This is a genomic window from Streptococcus australis, from assembly GCF_015553625.1.
Lineage (GTDB): Bacteria > Bacillota > Bacilli > Lactobacillales > Streptococcaceae > Streptococcus > Streptococcus australis_B.
In genome coordinates, this window is record NZ_JADNGY010000007.1 from 85,020 (window position 1) to 101,390 (window position 16,371).

Consider the following 16,371-nt stretch of genomic DNA (forward strand, 5'->3'; position numbering starts at 1 on the left):
CATTTTGTGCCACAAGATATTGATTTTTTATTTTTGAGTGATATAATATGGAGTGAATTCTATTTGTATAAAAAAGAAAGTGGGCGAGCGTATGATAACGTTACGAGAAGAGCATATCCAAAGTCTCCCCCAACTCTTTGTGGAAAAGAGAGATGGGCGGAAGGTCAAGTTTGATGTCGATAAAATTTACCGTGCTTTGGTCAAAGCGACAGAAGAAGTGGCCGGTCTCACTCCAGCCTTGGAAGCGAAATTAGAAACCGTAACAGACCGGATTGTGGCTGAAATTTTGGAACGCTTCCCTCGTGGCGTAAAAATCTACGAGATTCAAAATGTCGTTGAACACGAGTTGCTGCAAGCCAATGAATATGCGATTGCCGAGAGCTATATTACCTATCGCACGCAGCGTGATTTTGAGCGCTCAAAGGCAACGGATATCAACTTTACCATCGGCAAGCTACTCAACAAGGACCAAGCTGTCGTTAATGAAAATGCCAATAAGGACAGCGACGTTTTTAATACCCAGCGCGATTTGACAGCAGGAATTGTCGGCAAGTCTATTGGTCTTAAAATGTTGCCCAAACACGTAGCCAATGCCCACCAAAAAGGGGATATCCACTACCATGATTTGGATTATAGTCCTTACACTCCGATGACCAACTGTTGTTTGATCGATTTTGAAGGCATGCTACGCAATGGTTTTAAGATTGGGAATGCAGAAGTAGAAAGTCCTAAGTCCATCCAAACTGCAACGGCTCAGATCTCGCAAATCATTGCCAATGTAGCCTCTAGCCAGTATGGGGGTTGCTCAGCAGACCGGATCGACGAGGTCTTGGCTCCTTATGCAGAAAAGAATTATCAGAAGCACTTGAAAGATGCAGAGGAGTGGGTTCTCCCTGAAAAACTCGAGGACTATGCTTGGCAGAAAACGAAAAAGGACATCTATGATGCCATGCAGTCCTTGGAGTACGAGATCAATACCCTCTTTACCTCAAATGGGCAAACGCCCTTTACTTCGCTTGGCTTTGGTCTTGGAACCAATCGCTTCGAACGGGAAATTCAAAAGGCCATTCTGGAAATTCGAATCAAGGGACTTGGTTCAGAACACAGGACCGCTATTTTCCCTAAGTTGATTTTCAGTTTAAAAAGAGGCCTCAACTTAGAACCAGGTAGTCCCAACTACGACATCAAGCAGTTGGCCTTGGAATGTGCGACCAAGCGCATGTACCCAGACGTTTTGTCTTATGACAAGATTGTCGAGTTGACGGGTTCCTTCAAGGTGCCCATGGGTTGTCGCTCTTTCCTCCAAGGGTGGAAGGACGAAAATGGCGTTGAAGTCAATTCTGGTCGGATGAACCTAGGGGTTGTGACAGTCAATCTCCCTCGGATTGCCTTGGAGTCAGAAGGGAATAAAGAAAAGTTCTGGGAAATTTTTAATGAACGGATGAACATCGCTGAAGATGCCTTGGTTTACCGGGTGGAACGCACCAAAGAAGCGACACCAGCTAATGCGCCGATTCTCTACCAATATGGGGCTTTCGGGAAACGCTTGGGCAAGTACGATCAGGTAGATCAGCTCTTCCGTCATCGCAGAGCAACTGTTTCTCTTGGCTATATCGGACTCTATGAAGTTGCAACCGTCTTTTATGGTCCAAATTGGGAAGCAAATCCAGAAGCCAAACAATTTACAATCGCCATCATCAAGGATATGAAGAAGCGGGTCGAAGAATGGTCCGACCAGTATGGCTACCACTTCTCGATTTATTCGACGCCGTCAGAAAGCTTGACAGATCGCTTCTGTCGCATGGATACGGAGAAATTTGGTCAGGTTCCGGATATCACAGACAAGGAATATTACACCAATAGTTTCCACTACGATGTTCGCAAGAACCCAACTCCATTTGAGAAACTGGATTTTGAAAAAGTCTATCCAGAAGCAGGGGCCTCCGGTGGCTTTATCCACTATTGCGAGTATCCAGTGCTCCAACAAAATCCAAAAGCCCTAGAGGCGGTTTGGGATTATGCCTATGACCGGGTCGGTTATCTCGGAACCAATACACCGATTGACCGTTGCTACAAGTGTGACTTCGAAGGGGACTTCACACCAACCGAGCGTGGTTTTACTTGCCCAAACTGTGGCAATAGTGATCCCAAGACAGTAGATGTGGTCAAACGGACCTGCGGCTATCTCGGAAATCCTCAAGCTCGCCCCATGGTCAATGGCCGCCATAAGGAAATAGCTGCACGGGTGAAACACATGAATGGCTCCACGATCAAATCAGCTGGACAGCAAGTGACAGATTAGAAAAGGAAGATTATGGGAAAATACCAATTAGACGATAAAGGCAAGGCCCAGGTTCAACGATTCCACGAAAAGCATTCGACAGGTGGAGTCAATAAAAAAGACCGCGTGGCCAGCCTAAGAGAGAAATTTTTAAAAAAGGCTAAGAAAAAATAAAAGTGAGAGTCCGCTCTCGCTTTTCTCGTATGGGGGGAGGTAAAGATGGAACTACGCAGACCGACTCTAGCAGATAAAGAAACTGTATTAGACATGATGGCAGAGTTTGAAGCGAATCAATCAGCTCACGATGGCGGATTTTGGGATGCTGAGAATTTTGTTTATGAAGAGTGGTTGGAAAGTAATCAGAATCATGAAATGGGGATTAATTTGCCTGAAGGGTGGGTGCCTGATATTCAGTTAGTTGCTTTTTCGAGAGATGGACAAGCCGTAGGGTTTCTCAATCTGAGATTGCGTCTTAGTGACTATTTGCTGGAGGTAGGTGGTCATATTGGCTATAGTATCCGTCCCTCTGCGCGTGGGCAAGGATTGGCAAAAGAGCAGCTGCGGCAAGGATTGCAAGTAGCCAAAAGTAAAAATATCAAACGTGCTTTAGTGACTTGTGATAGTGACAATGCTGCCAGTCGAGCAGTGATTCTGACTAATGGCGGAGCTTTAGAGGATGTTCGAGGCGGGAAAGAGCGCTATTGGATTGATTTAGATTGAGGAAAGTTTATGAAGTTACAACGACCAACTTTAGAAGATAAAGACGCGATTTTAGAGATGATTGCTGAGTTCGATGCTGCAAAATCCTATATGCACGGTGGCATGGGCTCCACTTGGAAGCGAGCAAAGGATTTTGCGGATTGGTTGCGAATCGTAGAGCAGCAGGAGGATACTGAGAATCTGCCAGAAGGCTGGGTTCCTACCATTCAATTTTTATCCTTTGATGAGACTGGCTACCCTCTGGGCTTTTTAGCCCTGCGCTTGTCCTTGAATGACAAATTATTTGTAGAGGGTGGTCACATTGGCTATTCCATCCGGCCCAGTCAACGCAGAAAGGGCTTGGCTAAGTTGCAGCTAGAGCTAGGACTAGCAGAGGCTCGAAAACAAGGACTAGAACGAGTGCTGATTACCTGTGATGAAGACAACGAAGCTAGCCGTCGCACGATTCTATCTGCTGGCGGTGTTTACGAAAATACAATCGACAGAAGTCAGCGCTACTGGATAGAGTTAGATGGGGAGGTGTCATGAACAATCCCAAACCTCAAGAATGGAAAAGTGAGGAGCTGAGTAAGGGGCGAATCATTGACTATAAGGCCTTTAACTTTGTGGATGGCGAAGGCGTCCGCAACTCCCTCTATGTCAGTGGCTGTATGTTTCACTGTGAAGGCTGCTATAATGAAGCAACTTGGTCTTTCAACGCTGGCATTCCCTATACCAAAGAGTTAGAAGAACAGATCATGGCTGATCTGGCCCAACCCTATGTTCAGGGCTTGACCCTGCTTGGGGGTGAACCTTTTCTCAACACTGGCATCCTGCTGCCCTTGGTCAAGCGGGTGAAAAGAGAGTTGCCTGACAAAGATATCTGGTCTTGGACCGGCTACACCTGGGAAGAAATGATGCTGGAAACACCGGACAAACTGGAGCTGCTTTCGCTGATTGATATTCTGGTGGATGGTCGCTATGATAAGAGCAAACGCAACCTCATGTTGCAGTTTCGTGGCTCTTCCAACCAGCGGATCATCGATGTCCAACAGTCCCTCAAAGAAGGAAAAGTCGTCATCTGGGACAAGCTCAATGATGGCAAGGAATCCTATGAACAAGTGAAAAGAGAGTAGCAAGAGTCGGAGGGCAAATAAATTGATGAAGAGAGGTTTTCGTGGTTTTTCAGTTTGCAAGAAGGGGGCTCTTTTTTCAGACAATTTCATTCTCACTGATAAAATTCAGAAGGATTCATGGTATAATGGAATGGATTGTACGAAAGTTAGAGTGATCCAACTCGTACATTTAAGGAACAGAATGAGGAAATTGACATGACATTAGTTTATCAATCAACGCGTGATGCGAAAAATACCGTAACAGCCAGCCAAGCGATTTTGCAAGGTTTGGCAACAGATGGAGGCTTATTTACTCCAGTTAGCTATCCAAAGGTAGATTTGGATTTTGACACATTGAAAGACGCTTCTTACCAAGAAGTAGCTAAGCTTGTCTTGTCAGCTTTCTTGGATGACTTTACAGCAGAAGAGTTGGACTACTGTATCACCAACGCCTATGACAGCAAGTTTGATACGCCAGCCATTGCTCCTCTTGTGAAACTAGATGGCCAATACAACTTGGAATTGTTCCACGGTTCAACCATTGCCTTCAAGGATATGGCCTTGTCTATCTTGCCTTACTTTATGACAACGGCAGCTAAGAAACACGGCTTGGAAAACAAGATTGTCATCTTGACAGCGACGTCTGGAGATACTGGGAAAGCTGCTATGGCAGGTTTTGCGGATGTTCCAGGTACGGAAATTATCGTCTTTTATCCAAAAGATGGTGTCAGCAAGGTCCAAGAGTTGCAAATGACCACTCAAACGGGTGAAAATACCCATGTCATCGCCATTGATGGAAACTTTGACGATGCCCAAACCAATGTGAAACATATGTTCAATGATGTGGCTCTTCGTGAGAAATTGGCAGCCAACAAGCTTCAGTTCTCATCAGCTAACTCTATGAATATCGGTCGTTTGGTCCCACAGATTGTCTATTATGTTTATGCCTACGCTCAGCTTGTTAAAACTGGCGAAATTAATGCTGGTGACAAGGTTAACTTTACTGTTCCAACAGGAAACTTTGGAAATATCTTAGCTGCCTTTTACGCAAAACAAATCGGCCTACCAGTCGGCAAGTTGATCTGTGCTTCAAATGACAACAATGTCTTGACAGACTTCTTTAAAACTCGTGTCTATGACAAGAAGCGTGAATTCAAGGTAACCACTAGTCCATCTATGGATATCTTAGTATCTTCAAACTTGGAGCGTTTGATTTTCCATCTTTTGGGAAATGATGCGGTTAAGACGGCTGAACTCATGACTGCCTTGAATACGCAAGGTCAGTATGAATTGACAGATTTTGATGAAGAAATCCTTGACCTCTTTGCAGCTGAGTATGCGACGGAAGCGGAAACAGCAGCAGAAATTAAGCGTGTTTATGAGTCAGATTCTTATATTGAGGACCCTCATACAGCGGTTGCTTCAGCAGTTTATAAAAAATACCAAGCAGCGACAGGCGATGCGGCCAAGACCGTAATTGCATCAACAGCTAGTCCTTACAAATTCCCAGTGGTTGCGGTGGAAGCTGTAACAGGGAAATCAGGTTTGAGCGACTTTGAAGCCTTGGCTCAATTACATGAAATCTCAGGTGTAGCCTTGCCACCAGCAGTGGATGGTCTCGAAACTGCTCCAGTTCGTCACAAGACAACTGTTGCAGCAACAGATATGCAGGCTGCAGTTGAAGCCTATTTGGGATTGTAAGTGGGAGTCCCAAAATTAGAAAGCAGAAGTCTCTAGGACTTGACTGAATAAATCTCACAATAGTTCTACAAGCAGAACTCAGTTAGGCAACTAGCTGAGTTTCTTTTCATCAGGAGGAAAGTGTGTCACGTCAACAACAAGTAGATCGACAAATTTTAAGAATTGCCCTTCCAGCCATCGGAGAAAACTTTCTCCAAATGCTCATGGGGATGGTAGATAGCTACTTGGTTGCTCAGTTGGGTTTAGTAGCTGTATCGGGTGTATCCGTTGCAGGCAATATCATTACGATTTACCAAGCTATTTTTATCGCTCTTGGAGCAGCGGTCGTGAGTCTCTTATCTAAAAGTATGGGACAAAAAGATCAGAAAGCCATAGCTCGTCAGGCGACTGAATCTATTAAAGTCACGGTTTTATTAAGTTGTATCTTGGGGGTCTTATCCCTCTGCTTTGGCAAGGAATTGATTGCCCTCTTGGGGGTTGAAGCAGCGGTTGCAGAAGCCGGAGGAATTTATTTATCCCTTGTCGGAGGAAGTATTTTGCTTTTAGGTCTGATGACGACCTTGGGAGCCCTAGTCCGTGTGGCCCATAACCCGCGACTACCCATGTATGTCAGTTTGTTGACCAATGTTTTGAATGCTCTATTATCGAGCATCTTGATCTTTGTTTTTGGGCTGGGCATCGCCGGGGCTGCCTTAGGAACGGTTCTCTCTCGCTTATTAGGGGCTTTCTTGCTCTGGCGTCAGGTTCAACTTCCCTTTGCTCCTTTTCGTTGGGGCTTGGATCGAGACTTGCTCTCCCTTGCTTTGCCTGCTGCTGGTGAGCGCCTCATGATGCGAGCAGGGGATATTGTCATCATTGCTATGGTGGCCGTTTTTGGTACTAGAGCGGTAGCTGGGAATGCTATTGGGGAAGTCTTGACCCAGTTCAACTATATGCCGGTCTTTGGGATTGCGACAGCGACAGTCATGTTGGTCGCCAAAAGTTTGGGACAGAATGATTTACAAGGGATCAAGCAAATCATCAGTAGGAGTTTTTGGATTTCCTTTCTCACCATGCTTCCCCTCGCCCTTACCATCTTCTTGTTTGGAAGTCCTTTGACAGCCCTTTACACTAAGGATCCAGGAGCCCTTGCTGCCTCCTTATCCGTCATTTTGTTCTCTTTACTTGGAACGCCTCTGACAGCTGGGACCGTCATCTATACCGCGGTCTGGCAAGGGTTAGGCAACGCGCGTCTTCCCTTCTATGCGACCACTATCGGCATGTGGGTGATTCGGATTGGCTCAGGTTATCTGATGGGGGTTAGCCTCGGTTGGGGCTTGCCAGGGATTTGGGCTGGTACCCTTTTGGACAATGGATTTCGCTGGATTTTCTTAAAAACACTCTATCATCGGACATGGAAGGAATAAAATGTATGACACGAGCTTTTATTTGGGATTTGGATGGAACTCTTTTGGATTCTTATGAAGCTATTTTAGATGGGATTGCTGAGACTTATGCGCATTACTCTTTGGACTTTGATCGAGAAGCGGTCCATGCCTTTATCCTTCAACAATCCGTCCAGGCACTTCTTGAAGAAGTGGCTAGAGAACATGGTTTGGATGCGGAAGAAATGAATCGTTATCGCGCGTCTAGCCTGCGTGAGAAAAATGCCCAAGTGCATCTGATGTCAGGAGCTAGAGACATTCTAGCTTGGGCCAAAGAGGAAGGGATTGTCCAATTCGTCTATACCCACAAGGGGAAAAATGCTTATCCAATTCTGGAAGATCTAGGGATCTTATCCTATTTCCAAGAGGTTGTCACAACGGACAATGGCTTTCGAAGAAAACCAGATCCAGAAGGAGTCGATTATCTAGTGGATAAGTATCAACTGGATCGGAGTGAGACCTATTATATTGGAGATCGAACCTTGGATGTTGATCTGGCAGACAATGCAAGAATCGGGAGTATTAATTTTTTGGATTACAAGCCGGATGTCAATCATGCGATTCGTCATTTGGATGACATTCGCCTCTATTTTGAAGAAGAAAAAAGTTAACTTATTTAACAAAGCTAGGCTTCTTTGTTGCTGGAATGGCGCTATGAAAAGAATCCGTAAACAATTTGTTTTGGAAATGAAATAATTCCTTAAGAAATCTTTAAGATAAATCCGATATAATAAAACCATAAACAAAGACCTCCTAACTTTGTTTATGAAATCCTAAAACTTTTCTTTTTCATAATAATCTCCCTAAAAGGCCACCAAATCCGGTGGTCTTTTACTTTGCTTTTCTTAGGGCTACGATGGCAAGGGCTCCATCTTCAGTTACCGGTCTGCAGCAAAAAACAACTGCATGCTTTGCGCCTCAGCTTTTAGTTTTCTTAAAGCTTTCTATAAGGAATGGTTTAGGTTTGAGCTGTATACTAAACTCATCCAATAAGAAATGAGGTACAGAAAATGAAAATCTCAGTTAATTATCCAAAACGCTTTAAGAAATTGCCACAACAAGGTTCTTGTTACGGCGAATAAACACTTCTCTTCATTTTTCATAAGAAATTCCTAAAGAAGGCTCTACCCGAAAGGGTAGAGTTTTTATGTACCAGAGACCTTGTGATTCGTGGTATAATAAGCCTATGGAAAAAAAGAACAAATTACTACTCATCGACGGGTCTTCCGTCGCTTTTCGTGCCTTTTTTGCACTTTATAATCAAATCGATCGCTTCAAAAATGCCAATGGGTTGCATACCAATGCGGTCTATGGTTTTAACCTCATGTTGAGCCATCTCTTGGAGCGCATCCAACCAACCCATGTCCTCGTTGCTTTCGATGCAGGCAAGACGACTTTTCGGACGGAGATGTATGCCGACTACAAAGGAGGCCGGGCAAAAACTCCAGATGAGTTCCGTGAGCAGTTTCCTTTCATTCGTGAACAACTGGATCATTTGGGGATCCGCTATTATGAGCTAGCCCAGTATGAGGCAGATGACATCATTGGAACGATAGATAAGATGGCCGAAGCTAGCTCGGTGCCCTTTGATGTCACCATTGTCTCTGGGGATAAGGATTTGATCCAGCTGACAGATGATAATACGGTGGTTGAAATCTCCAAAAAAGGGGTGGCAGAGTTTGAAGAATTCACTCCAGCCTATCTGAAAGAAAAGATGGGACTGACACCAGAGCAGTTTATTGACCTCAAGGCCTTGATGGGAGATAAGTCGGATAATATCCCGGGTGTCACCAAAATCGGAGAAAAGACAGGGATCAAACTACTCCTAGAGTATGGCTCTCTCGATGGCATTTACGAGCATATCGATGAGATGAAGGCCTCTAAGATGAAGGAAAACCTCATCAACGACAAGGAGCAGGCCTACCTATCCAAGACTCTCGCGACCATTGATACCAATGCGCCCATTGAGCTTGGCCTGGATGATATCATCTATACGGGCCCTCATCTAGAAAATCTCGCCAAGTTTTATGAGGAGATGGGCTTTAAGCAACTTCGCCAAGCCTTGGATCTCAGTGGAGAAGAAGTAGCTCCTGTAGCCATTGACTATACAGAAGTCGAGCAAGTCACTTCAGATATGCTTGCGGAAGATAGTTTCTTCCATTTCGAGATTTTTGGGGACAACTACCATACGGAACCCATCATCGGCTTTGCATGGGGGACCAAAGGTCAGCTCTACGCGAGTACAGATACTGGTCTTTTACAAACACCGATTTTCAAAGAATTTCTCGAAAAAACGCCCCTCAAGGTCTATGACTTTAAGCGGGCCAAGGTCTTGCTCAGCCACTTGGGCATTACCTTGCAAAAGCCGGCTTTTGATAGTCGATTGGCTAAGTATCTCTTGTCGACCGTAGAGGACAATGAAATTTCAACCATTGCGAGTCTCTATAGTCAGATTGCGCTACCGTTGGACGAAGTCGTTTATGGCAAGGGAGCCAAAAAAGCTATCCCAGAAAAGGCGGTCCTATTAGAGCATTTGGCACGAAAAGTCGCTGTTCTACTGGATACCGAAGGGCCCATGGTGGAGCAGTTGCAAGCCCATGACCAATTGGATTTGCTCTATGATATGGAGCAACCACTAGCAGCTGTTTTGGCCAAGATGGAAATCGCGGGGATTAAGGTAGAGCGCCAGACCCTAGAAGATATGCAGGTGGAAAACGAGGTGGTCTTGGAACGCTTAACTCAAGAAATCTATGAGCTTGCAGGAGAAGAGTTTAACATCAATTCTCCAAAACAATTGGGGGTCATTCTCTTTGAAAAATTGGAACTCCCTCTTGAATATACGAAGAAGACCAAAACCGGCTATTCAACAGCCGTCGATGTCTTGGAACGCCTAGCTCCAATTGCACCGATTGTATCTAAGATTCTTGAATACCGCCAAATCGCAAAAATCCAGTCTACCTATGTGGTGGGCTTGCAAGAGGCTATCCTAGAGGATGGAAAAATCCATACCCGCTATGTGCAGGATTTGACGCAGACAGGCCGTTTGTCCAGCGTGGATCCCAACTTGCAAAACATTCCTGTCCGTTTGGAACAAGGCCGTCTCATTCGTAAGGCCTTTGTCCCAGAAGAGGAAAATAGTGTCTTGCTCAGTTCGGACTATTCACAGATTGAATTGCGCGTCTTGGCCCATATTTCGGGAGATGAGCATTTGATTGATGCCTTTCAGCATGGGGCAGATATCCATACATCGACTGCTATGCGCGTCTTCAACATTGAAAAACCAGAATATGTAACGCCGAATGACCGGCGGAATGCAAAAGCGGTAAACTTCGGTGTGGTTTATGGAATTTCCGACTTTGGACTGTCTAACAACCTAGGGATCAGTCGAAAAGAAGCCAAGGCCTACATTGAGACTTACTTCGAACGCTACCCTGGCATCAAGGACTATATGGAGAGAGTGGTGCGGGAAGCGCGTGATAAAGGCTATGTGGAGACTCTCTTCAAGCGTCGTCGGGAGATTCCAGATATCAATTCTCGCAACTTCAATGTTCGAGGCTTTGCGGAGCGAACAGCTATCAACTCACCAATCCAAGGATCGGCAGCCGATATCTTGAAAATTGCTATGATCCACTTGGACCAAGCGCTAGAAGCAGGAGCATACAAGACCAAGATGCTCCTTCAGGTGCACGATGAAATCGTTCTGCAAGTACCAAGTGATGAACTGGCAGCGATCAAAGAGCTCGTCAAAGAGACCATGGAATCCGCTATCGAACTTGCGGTACCACTGGAAGCCGATGAGAATGAAGGCAAAACATGGTATGAAGCCAAATAAGATTAAGTTTGTTCAAAACAGAAAGCGGTAGGAAACTTTTCAGTTTCCTACCGCTTTTAACGACAAACACTTGCAATGCCTTCCGTATTGTTATACTATTTAAATAAAGGAAACGCATACAAAAGGAGATTCTTATGGCTTATTCATTTCGCAATCCTAGTGATGGCATTATCAAACATTACCTAGAAACCAGCAAGATCATCGCTGTGGTTGGATTATCTGACCGTGAAGATACGACCAGTCATCGTGTTAGCAAGGAGATGCAAGAGCGGGGCTATCGGATTATTCCTGTCAACCCTCGTGCAGCCGGTGGCCAAATCCTTGGAGAAAGGGTGTACGCTAGCCTGCAGGAAATTCCTTTCCCAGTAGATATCGTCGATGTTTACCGTCGCAGTGAGTTTTTGCCAGATGTAGCGCGTGACTTTATCGAGTCGGATGCGAAGATTTTCTGGGCACAATTGGAGCTGGAAAATCAAGAAGCAGAAGAAATCCTTCGTGGAGCTGGACGAGAAGATATCGTCATGAACCGCTGTATCAAACGCGAGCACACTCGTTTGGTCTTAGGAGAAGGATAGCCTTTGATTTATCCCAGAACCTCGCGTCTTTCATCCGGTGATTAAACTGATACGGGAGATGAAATAAATACAGACGGATTTCCCTAACAGAGATAAAAGAACCCACCTAGTGCTTTGGAGAATGGCTCCAATCGAAGGTGGGTTTTCTTGTTTTCTTTGTTAATCAAGTGGATTAGACTTTGGTAGATCCGGCGCCTTTTGCTGGAAGCGACTGTCCGCCTGCATCCGTTTTTGAAGGAGGGTATGGTAGAAGATGATTTGGCAACTGGTTGCATAAGGTTTGACATAAAAATTCGCCATTCCTAAAGTGAAAAAAGATAGAATTTGCCAACCAAGCAGGCTCAAATCAAGAACAAGGCGGTGGCTCTTAAAGCCTTTCATCTCTTCCTTACTTTGGCGGAGGATAGACATAGGCCCATCATAGGTTCCTGTCATCAGTCGACTATATAGGATCAACTCGACCAAACTATACTGGTAATAAAAAGGGAGGAAGAGCAGGAGCCCAACCAGAGCCATTAAGAGGCCGGTCGTCATCGTTGGAGCTAACTTTAGAATTGCTTGAACTTCTGGAGTATCCGCTCTAAGGGTAGACGTAGTGGAGGAGGATTCATTGATAGCGAGAACGTGATAGCTGACCACCGTTAAGAGGAGTTGACTCACATAGAGGAGACTCCCCCACAAAGACAGGATCACTTGCTTAATGAATAGCGTCAAAAACGCAGGTGTAAAATACTGGCTCTGAAAGATGGTGAAGATACCAAAGTTCTTTTCTCCCTTGCTAGAGGCAGAAATCAAAAAGCGAAAAGTTGCCCCTAAATAGAGAAAAGACAGGATAAAACCAACAATCGCAGGAAAAATCTGCCGACTTAGAAGAAAGAGTATCCCTTCTCTAAGTTCCATGTGAGCAAGTGTTTCAGTGATGTCTGTCCCTGTCAGCATGTAACTTGCAAGGATTGTCAGGAAAGTTGGTAAGGCAAAGTAGGAGAAGACTTTGGGATGTTGCAATTGCAGCTGACGAGCTTGAGCACGAACCAATTTTATATTCATAATGTCCTCTTTCATGGTAGTAGTACCCTTTATTATAACACAAGTCCGTGACAGAGCTGGTAAAATTTGGTACAATCGTACAGGTGCTCACAGGAGATCCTGTGACAGGAATAAGAAGGCTGGGACTGTTTTTCCCAGTACGGAGGTAACCATGACAGATTCACCGATTCAATATCGATTAATCAAAAAAGAAAAGCATACAGGAGCTCGTCTGGGAGAAATTATCACCCCCCACGGGACTTTCCCAACTCCAATGTTTATGCCTGTAGGGACTCAGGCAACCGTTAAGACCCAATCACCAGAAGAACTCAAGGAAATGGGGTCCGGAATTATTTTGGCCAACACCTACCATCTCTGGCTTCGTCCGGGGGATGATCTAGTCGCAAAAGCAGGAGGACTGCACCAGTTCATGAACTGGGACCAGCCCATTTTGACAGATAGTGGAGGCTTCCAGGTCTATTCACTAGCGGATACCCGAAATATCACCGAAGAAGGGGTAACCTTTAAAAACCACCTCAATGGTTCGAAGATGTTCCTCTCCCCAGAAAAGGCCATCTCGATCCAAAATAATCTAGGGAGCGACATCATGATGTCCTTTGACGAATGTCCTCAGTTCTATCAACCCTATGATTATGTGAAGAAATCAATCGAACGGACCAGTCGTTGGGCAGAACGTGGCCTTAAGGCTCATCGTCGCCCTCATGATCAAGGTCTTTTCGGGATTGTTCAAGGGGCTGGATTTGAAGACTTGCGCCGTCAGTCTGCGCGTGATCTTGTTAGCATGGACTTCCCAGGCTATTCTATAGGTGGGTTAGCTGTTGGAGAAAGCCATGAAGAGATGAATGCCGTGCTGGATTTCACAACTCCGCTCTTACCAGAGAACAAGCCTCGCTATCTCATGGGAGTAGGAGCACCAGACAGTCTGATCGATGGCGTTATTCGTGGAGTGGACATGTTTGACTGTGTCTTACCGACGCGGATTGCGCGAAATGGCACCTGTATGACTAGTCAAGGACGTCTGGTGGTGAAAAATGCGCAATTTGCAGAAGACTTTACACCGCTAGACCACGAGTGTGATTGCTACACTTGTAAGAATTACACCCGTGCTTATCTTCGCCACCTCCTCAAGGCAGATGAGACCTTCGGCATTCGCTTGACCAGCTACCACAACCTCTACTTCTTGATCAACCTCATGAAGCAGGTCCGTCAAGCCATCATGGATGACAATCTTTTAGAATTCCGTGAGCATTTCGTCGAAAAATATGGCTATAACAAATCAGGGCGGAATTTCTAGGAAAAGCTAAATAGAAAGAAAAAAGACTACAGCCATCTGAGAATAATAGGAATAACTGATAGACGCAGTGGTTGATTGGTATCTTTGTTCGCTTGTTAAGCTCCAAAGATAACCTAATCAACTGTGCGGGGGCGAGACGATGAACAAATTTGGAAATAAATTTGTTCTGTCTCGCTCCCTTTTTTCTATATATTAGCAACTTTTTTAGCACGCTTTTTCTTTCGAAAACACTTTCATCAAAAAAACGAAAAAAATCTGCTCAAATTCCTTGCATTGGGGCTTTCATTGTGTTAAACTACTATGGTGCTGTGAAAAACAGCTATTAGCTTTGATGCAAGAGGTTGCGACACGCTCGGTTGCATTGCCACGCAACGCGCGTCGGTTTTCTTGTGGAGCTAGCCTATTATCTTAAATAGACGAAAAGGAGAAAAAGATGGCAAACAAAAAAATCCGCATCCGTTTGAAAGCGTACGAACACCGTACACTTGACACAGCGGCTGCAAAAATCGTAGAATCAGCTACTCGTACAGGTGCACAAGTTGCGGGTCCAATCCCACTTCCAACTGAGCGTAGCCTCTACACAATCATTCGTGCGACTCACAAATATAAAGATTCTCGCGAACAATTCGAAATGCGTACACACAAACGTTTGATCGATATCATCAACCCAACTCAAAAAACAGTTGACGCTTTGATGAAATTGGATCTTCCAAGTGGTGTAAACGTAGAAATCAAACTTTAATCTAAAGCTTGATACCTTGAGCATAAAAAACGCTCGTTAAAAACTTTTTGAATAAAAAACTATAGAAAAGGAACTATTTTCTCATGACAAAAGGAATCTTAGGGAAAAAAGTGGGAATGACTCAAATCTTCACTGAAGCTGGCGAATTGATCCCTGTAACAGTTATCGAAGCAACTCCAAACGTTGTTCTTCAAGTGAAAACTGTTGAAACAGATGGTTACAACGCTATCCAAGTTGGTTTCGATGACAAACGCGAAGTATTGAGCAACAAACCTGCTAAAGGACATGTAGCAAAAGCTAACACGGCTCCTAAGCGCTTCATTCGTGAATTCAAAAACGTTGAAGGCTTGGAAGTTGGTGCTGAAATCACAGTTGATACTTTCGAAGCTGGAGACATTGTTGATGTAACTGGTACTTCTAAAGGTAAAGGTTTCCAAGGTGTTATCAAACGCCACGGACAATCACGTGGACCTATGGCTCACGGTTCTCGTTACCACCGTCGTCCAGGTTCTATGGGACCTGTTGCACCTAACCGCGTATTCAAAGGTAAAAACCTTGCAGGACGCATGGGTGGCGATCGTGTAACTATTCAAAACCTTGAAGTTGTACAAGTTGTTCCAGAAAAGAACGTTATCCTTATCAAAGGTAACGTACCAGGTGCTAAGAAATCTCTTATCACTATCAAGTCAGCAGTTAAAGCTGGTAAATAATAAGGAAAGGGGAATACAGTCAAAATGGCAAATGTAACATTATTCGACCAAACTGGTAAACAAGCGGGCGAAGTTGTTCTTAACGATGCGATCTTTGGTATCGAACCAAACCAAGCAGTTGTATTTGATGTGATCATCAGCCAACGTGCTAGCCTTCGTCAAGGAACTCACGCAGTTAAAAACCGCTCAGCTGTTTCAGGTGGCGGACGCAAACCATGGCGTCAAAAAGGAACTGGACGTGCTCGTCAAGGTTCTATCCGCTCTCCACAATGGCGTGGTGGTGGAATCGTCTTCGGACCAACTCCACGTAGCTATGCGTACAAACTTCCTCAAAAAGTTCGTCGCCTTGCACTTAAATCTGTTTACTCAGAAAAAGTTGCTGAAAACAAATTTGTAGCCGTTGATTCTCTTGAATTTACAGCTCCAAAAACTGCTGAATTTGCAAAAGTTCTTGCAGCTTTGAGCATCGATTCTAAAGTCCTTGTTATTCTTGAAGAAGGAAACGAATTCGCAGCTCTTTCAGCTCGTAACCTTCCAAACGTGAAAGTTGCGACTGCTACAACTGCAAGTGTTCTTGACATCGCAAATAGTGACAAACTTCTTGTTACTCAAGCAGCTATCTCTAAAATCGAGGAGGTTCTTGCATAATGAATTTGTATGATGTTATCAAAAAACCTGTTATCACTGAAAAGTCAATGGCTCAACTTGAAGCAGGCAAATATGTATTCGAAGTTGACACTCGCGCTCACAAACTTTTGATCAAACAAGCTGTTGAAGCTGCCTTTGAAGGTGTAAAAGTTGCGAATGTGAACACTGTAAACGTAAAACCAAAAGCTAAACGTGTTGGACGTTACACTGGTTTTACTTCAAAAACTAAAAAAGCTATCATCACGCTTACAGCTGATTCAAAAGCAATCGAGTTGTTCGCTACTGAAGCTGAATAATCTAAGG

At 44.6% G+C, this 16,371-nt stretch carries 16 protein-coding genes; 15 read left to right on the plus strand and 1 reads right to left on the minus strand.

What is annotated here, in order from left to right; translation table 11 throughout:
• Window positions 1-91: 91 nt before the first annotated feature.
• The 10 genes from nrdD to I2D56_RS07415 all read left to right on the plus strand — a co-directional run bounded on the left by nrdD (window position 92) and on the right by I2D56_RS07415 (window position 11,627).
• Window positions 92-2,302 (plus strand): anaerobic ribonucleoside-triphosphate reductase, encoded by a 2,211-nt coding sequence (nrdD, locus tag I2D56_RS07370; protein ID WP_129822761.1) that lies wholly within the window; start codon window positions 92-94, stop codon window positions 2,300-2,302.
• 12 nt (window positions 2,303-2,314) lie between these two features.
• Window positions 2,315-2,455: a hypothetical protein gene (locus I2D56_RS07375; RefSeq protein ID WP_129822760.1), complete on the plus strand. Its 141-nt coding sequence runs from the start codon at window positions 2,315-2,317 to the stop codon at window positions 2,453-2,455.
• A gap of 45 nt (window positions 2,456-2,500) precedes the next feature.
• Window positions 2,501-3,001, plus strand: coding sequence for a GNAT family N-acetyltransferase (locus I2D56_RS07380; RefSeq protein WP_048716276.1), 501 nt, complete (start codon window positions 2,501-2,503; stop codon window positions 2,999-3,001).
• Between the two features lie 9 nt (window positions 3,002-3,010).
• Window positions 3,011-3,529, plus strand: coding sequence for a GNAT family N-acetyltransferase (locus I2D56_RS07385; protein WP_129822759.1), 519 nt, complete (start codon window positions 3,011-3,013; stop codon window positions 3,527-3,529).
• Window positions 3,526-4,116 (plus strand): anaerobic ribonucleoside-triphosphate reductase activating protein, encoded by a 591-nt coding sequence (gene nrdG, locus I2D56_RS07390; RefSeq protein ID WP_129822758.1) that lies wholly within the window; start codon window positions 3,526-3,528, stop codon window positions 4,114-4,116. The genes I2D56_RS07385 and nrdG overlap by 4 nt, the downstream gene beginning before the upstream one ends.
• 195 nt (window positions 4,117-4,311) lie before the next feature.
• Window positions 4,312-5,796: a threonine synthase gene (thrC, locus tag I2D56_RS07395; protein ID WP_195324654.1), complete on the plus strand. Its 1,485-nt coding sequence runs from the start codon at window positions 4,312-4,314 to the stop codon at window positions 5,794-5,796.
• Between the two features lie 122 nt (window positions 5,797-5,918).
• Window positions 5,919-7,202: an MATE family efflux transporter gene (locus I2D56_RS07400; protein WP_129822756.1), complete on the plus strand. Its 1,284-nt coding sequence runs from the start codon at window positions 5,919-5,921 to the stop codon at window positions 7,200-7,202.
• A 5-nt stretch (window positions 7,203-7,207) separates the two neighbouring features.
• Window positions 7,208-7,831, plus strand: coding sequence for an HAD-IA family hydrolase (locus tag I2D56_RS07405; protein ID WP_195324656.1), 624 nt, complete (start codon window positions 7,208-7,210; stop codon window positions 7,829-7,831).
• 575 nt (window positions 7,832-8,406) lie between these two features.
• Window positions 8,407-11,052 carry a DNA polymerase I gene (gene polA / locus I2D56_RS07410; protein WP_195324658.1) on the plus strand — a complete coding sequence of 882 codons (2,646 nt, stop codon included), beginning with the start codon at window positions 8,407-8,409 and terminating at the stop codon, window positions 11,050-11,052.
• A gap of 134 nt (window positions 11,053-11,186) precedes the next feature.
• Window positions 11,187-11,627, plus strand: a complete 441-nt coding sequence (locus I2D56_RS07415) for a CoA-binding protein (protein ID WP_129822754.1) — start codon at window positions 11,187-11,189, stop codon at window positions 11,625-11,627.
• A 159-nt stretch (window positions 11,628-11,786) separates the two neighbouring features.
• Here the strand turns inward: I2D56_RS07415 and I2D56_RS07420 are convergent, their stop codons facing one another.
• On the minus strand, window positions 11,787-12,674 hold the full coding sequence (locus tag I2D56_RS07420) for a DUF975 family protein (RefSeq protein ID WP_229046334.1): 888 nt from the start codon (window positions 12,672-12,674) through the stop codon (window positions 11,787-11,789).
• A gap of 151 nt (window positions 12,675-12,825) precedes the next feature.
• Between I2D56_RS07420 and tgt the strand changes: the two genes are divergently transcribed.
• From tgt to I2D56_RS07445, 5 genes are all read left to right on the plus strand, one after another.
• Complete coding sequence (gene tgt / locus I2D56_RS07425) at window positions 12,826-13,968, plus strand: tRNA guanosine(34) transglycosylase Tgt (RefSeq protein WP_023024993.1); 1,143 nt, start codon at window positions 12,826-12,828, stop codon at window positions 13,966-13,968.
• Window positions 13,969-14,401: 433 nt separating this feature from the next.
• A complete protein-coding gene (gene rpsJ, locus I2D56_RS07430; RefSeq protein WP_003009585.1) occupies window positions 14,402-14,710 on the plus strand; it encodes a 30S ribosomal protein S10 in 309 nt (102 codons plus the stop codon).
• A gap of 83 nt (window positions 14,711-14,793) precedes the next feature.
• Complete coding sequence (gene rplC, locus I2D56_RS07435; protein ID WP_003010846.1) at window positions 14,794-15,420, plus strand: 50S ribosomal protein L3; 627 nt, start codon at window positions 14,794-14,796, stop codon at window positions 15,418-15,420.
• 24 nt (window positions 15,421-15,444) lie between these two features.
• Window positions 15,445-16,068 carry a 50S ribosomal protein L4 gene (gene rplD, locus I2D56_RS07440; protein WP_003009591.1) on the plus strand — a complete coding sequence of 208 codons (624 nt, stop codon included), beginning with the start codon at window positions 15,445-15,447 and terminating at the stop codon, window positions 16,066-16,068.
• A complete protein-coding gene (locus I2D56_RS07445) occupies window positions 16,068-16,364 on the plus strand; it encodes a 50S ribosomal protein L23 (RefSeq protein WP_006595190.1) in 297 nt (98 codons plus the stop codon). Before rplD ends, I2D56_RS07445 begins: the two co-directional genes overlap by 1 nt.
• The last annotated feature ends 7 nt before the right edge of the window (window positions 16,365-16,371 follow it).